Consider the following 2,398-nt stretch of genomic DNA (forward strand, 5'->3'; position numbering starts at 1 on the left):
GTGCCTGACCCTAAACTACTGCCTCCTGTAGCTCCGGCATACCAATTTATGGTAGCAGTTCCTGAACTGGAAGTGGCTCCCAATGTTACTGTCCCTGCATCACAACGTTGTCCGGGGGTCGTCGCCGTAATTGAAGGCGAAGTACTAAATGTCAGTGCCAGGGTTGTAGCCGTAGTGGCTATGGGAGAAGGGTTATAGCATTCCAAGCCAGCATTAAAGCCCGTATACCATGCATAATAGGTGCCAGATGTAGACACAACTGAACCTGGTAACAAAGCAACTCCTACCAATGGGCTTGTACTCCAAACTAAAGTTCCAGCACCAGATGGAACATTGGTCACATAAGAATCTAAATCTATAGATGCCAAGTCGCAAATGGCATCTGCATTGGTACTTAAAGTTGGGGCAAAAAAACAGTCCTGTGCACTCACCTGAATATGGATAAGACCTAGTATTATAAAAGGAAGAAACCCTTTAAGAAAAGAAGGTGTGGTCTTTAACTGTGAAGTATTTTTTTTCAATCTCATAGCATGTCCTTTGAATTAAATAAATTCATTGCAAAGGTGGTCTACCCAAGGTAATAATCGGGACATCAATATTACTAAAAAAACCGCCATAAGTACAAATTTGGAGGTCAAATATGTCTTTTTCGGTTGAAATACAAAATCCACGCTTATTCCTCCTAAGATACTACGGCTGAAATGACTTCGGCGCCAGGCTCAATTTTTTTGACAAGTCCCTGAAGCACCTTTCCGGGACCCACTTCTGTAAATAGCGTCGCCCCATCTGCAACCATATGCCGTACGCTCTGTGTCCACTTAACCGGGGCTGTAAGTTGAGAGATCAGGTTTTGTTTAATTTCATCCACATTTACAACAGCCGTGGTTGTAACATTTTGATAAATAGGACAGCTAGGTTTGCTAAAATTCGTGTTCTCTATGGCAGCTGCCAATTCTTCCCTGGCAGGCTCCATCAAAGGTGAATGAAATGCCCCACCTACAGGCAATACCAGGGCCCTTCGGGCACCTGCCTCTTTCAGGGCCACACACGCACGATTAACCGCTTCTATTTCACCTGAAATCACTAATTGCCCGGGACAATTATAGTTTGCCGGAACAACAATACCTTCTGTTGCCTCACAAATTTTTTCCACCACCTCATCCTCTAAACCTAATACAACCGCCATGGTACTGGGAATTAGCTCACACGCTTTTTGCATAGCCTTTGCCCTTTGTGAAACCAATAACAAGCCGTCCTCAAAGCTCAACGCGCCATTAGATACCAAGGCAGAAAATTCACCTAAGGAATGCCCGGCAACCATGTCCGGTTTAAAATCTTTCCCCATCATTTTTCCCAAAATTACAGAGTGTAAAAAAATAGCGGGCTGCGTAACTTTTGTTTGTTTTAAATCCTCGGCAGAACCCTGGAACATAATGTCTGTAATGCTGAATTCAAGTATGTCATTGGCCTTTTCAAATAGTTCCTGAGCTAGATTGGATTTTTCGTACATATCGAGGCCCATTCCTGAAAACTGCGCCCCTTGTCCGGGAAAAATAAATGCATTCATTTTAATCGATTTTTTAGTAGTTCAAAAATAATCATAATTGCCTTCTAAAACCTAATTTTCTTTAAACCAGCCTGAATATTTCACATAATTATTGGCAATCCTGTCTATTTCACCTGAACTCAATTCCACGCTGATATCCTTGATTTTTTTTGCCGGCATTCCCGCAAAAACGGACCCTGCCGGCACATGCGTTCCCGCGGTAACTACAGCACCCGCTGCAATAATACTGTTGCTTTCCACCACACAACCGTCCATGACTATACTGCCCATTCCTATTAATACATTATCCTTTATTGTACAACCATGTACCAGGGCATTGTGACCTATTGAAACATTGTTCCCTATGTTCGTTGCAAATTTTTGATAAGTGCCGTGAATTACTGCTCCATCCTGAACATTAACTTTGTTCCCCATGGTAATATAATTCACATCACCCCTTACTACAGCGTTAAACCAAATACTGCATTGATCTCCCATGGTGACTTCTCCCACAATGGTGGCATTTTCTGCAATAAAACAATCCTCCCCTATCTGTGGCGTTTTACCGTTAACTGTTTTAATGATCATAACAACTAGTAATTTTTAGGTACCGGTTAAAATCCGGAAAGTTATTCAAAATACGATAATAATTGTTTCTTTTTGGAAGCAGAAACCAATAATTCTTTTCCGTTGGATACGATTACACTCCCCCCTTTACCTTTTCTATATTTTATCACTTCATTTACGTTTACAAGATACGATTTATGGATGCGGGCAAAAGGGTAATCGGCAAGAGCCTCTTCAAAGTATTTTAAAGTTTTGCTTACCACGAATTTTTTGTTTTCCAGAAAG

Annotated in this window: 4 protein-coding genes; all 4 read right to left on the bottom strand. The window is 41.5% G+C overall.

The features are described 5' to 3' along the window. Positions 1-527: immunoglobulin domain-containing protein (locus WBM60_RS16905; protein ID WP_424283375.1), on the bottom strand; the 527-nt coding region annotated here is incomplete at its 3' end. A 155-nt stretch (positions 528-682) separates the two neighbouring features. Beyond that, complete coding sequence (fabD, locus tag WBM60_RS16910) at positions 683-1,567, bottom strand: ACP S-malonyltransferase (protein WP_424279271.1); 885 nt, start codon at positions 1,565-1,567, stop codon at positions 683-685. 51 nt (positions 1,568-1,618) lie between these two features. Next, a complete protein-coding gene (locus WBM60_RS16915; protein WP_424276189.1) occupies positions 1,619-2,134 on the bottom strand; it encodes a gamma carbonic anhydrase family protein in 516 nt (171 codons plus the stop codon). Positions 2,135-2,175: 41 nt separating this feature from the next. Beyond that, a partial coding sequence (locus tag WBM60_RS16920; RefSeq protein ID WP_424283376.1) for a LytR/AlgR family response regulator transcription factor occupies positions 2,176-2,398 on the bottom strand: 223 nt, incomplete at its 5' end.

Source organism: Eudoraea sp., from assembly GCF_049669105.1.
Taxonomy (GTDB): Bacteria; Bacteroidota; Bacteroidia; order Flavobacteriales; family Flavobacteriaceae; genus Eudoraea.

Excerpts from the sequence above, each read along its gene's own strand:
- fabD (WP_424279271.1), bottom strand. The coding sequence starts at position 1,567 with ATGAATGCATTTATTTTTCCCGGACAAGGGGCGCAGTTTTCAGGAATG.
- WBM60_RS16915 (WP_424276189.1), bottom strand. The coding sequence starts at position 2,134 with ATGATCATTAAAACAGTTAACGGTAAAACGCCACAGATAGGGGAGGAT.